Annotated in this window: 1 protein-coding gene; it reads right to left on the bottom strand. The window is 47.3% G+C overall.

Going from position 1 to position 1,198, the window contains the following annotated elements:
• Nucleotides 1-134: 134 nt before the first annotated feature.
• The gene (locus tag HGBM_RS21840; protein ID WP_019123222.1) at nt 135-1,049 is read right to left on the bottom strand and encodes an Rpn family recombination-promoting nuclease/putative transposase; all 915 of its coding nucleotides are present in this window, start codon (nt 1,047-1,049) and stop codon (nt 135-137) included.
• Between the last annotated feature and the right edge of the window lie 149 nt (nt 1,050-1,198).

The following is a 1,198-nucleotide window of genomic DNA, read 5'->3' as shown; positions in this document are numbered from 1 at the left end:
AAGAACGTATTCAGATCAAATTAAACAAGCTAACGCCCGTAGAATACAGGCGTCAGCTTGCGGCCTAAAGGCCGGGGTTTTTCTTTCTGTCTACAAAATGGGGTCTTGACCACAGGATAAGGGGCAAGGTTTGTCTAGTGTAGCTGCTGTTTCAGTTTTTCGATTTCTTCTACAGAAAGCTCGGTAAACTCTACAATCTCTTCGACGTCTTTTCCTTTAGCCAGCATTTTCTTTGCCATCTGAATGGCCTTTTGTCTCTCTCCTTCCGTCCGACCTTCTGCCAGTCCTTCTTCCCTAGCCCTTTGCTGACGTATCTCGGCTTCCCGCACAGCGGCCATTTCATCCAGAATCGCTTTCCGACGGGACTCGTACTCCACCCACTTTTTCTCGTCACGGCTCAGGTCTTCCCATTCGTCAAACACCCGTTTCATCACTGGATCTCGCATTGCAATCACCTCCAATACCTTGCGAATTTCTTCGTGATCGTCCGCCTCCAAGAGCAGCAACCATCTCTCCAGCTCATTATTATACGGATTGACTGTACGCTGCTCCCATTTGTCCATCAGCTTCGGGATCTCCATGAAGTGAATCTCAAGCACGTCCGTCAGCAGGAACTGCTCTTGATCCTCATACAAGTGGAAAATGGTGTGGAAACGATCCGTCTCTTGCAAAAAGCGAAAATTGAGGATGTTGATCGTGATCGTTTTTACTAATTCCGTGTACGGCATTCCCTTTTGCATCTGCGCCGAGTAGATGCGTGACCAGTAGTACAGGGTGCGCTTCTCCATATCGAACTTGTTTGTCAACTGAATTTCGATGTTCACGTGCTCTCCCTGCTCCGTCTTGGCGTGTATGTCCAGGACGGATGCCTTGTCCTCGATGTACTCCCGATTGATTTCGGGATTGAGAATTTTCACAGATGTGATCTGCCTTTCTTTTGGCAGTTGGAGCGCGGCATTCAGAAAGGCCCGAAGGATCGGTTCGTTTCCCGCTTTGCCGAACACCTGCTTGAACGCGAAGTCGATCTTCAAGTCCATTAGTTTGGTCACGTCATCACTCTCCCTTCGACGTTCATTGTCTGTACTACTATTATACCACCGGAATGCTTTTCAGACACTCCTGTACAAACCTCCTTTATAATCCGGAGTTATTCACAAAATGAAATTTTCAAAAAAATAAGGGGCAATTATTTTGGCTC

It is taken from the genome of Brevibacillus massiliensis, from assembly GCF_000311785.1.
GTDB lineage: Bacteria > Bacillota > Bacilli > Brevibacillales > Brevibacillaceae > Brevibacillus_C > Brevibacillus_C massiliensis.
Note: the sequence above shows the minus strand (reverse complement) of the source record. Positions and strands in the feature narration are given on the sequence as shown.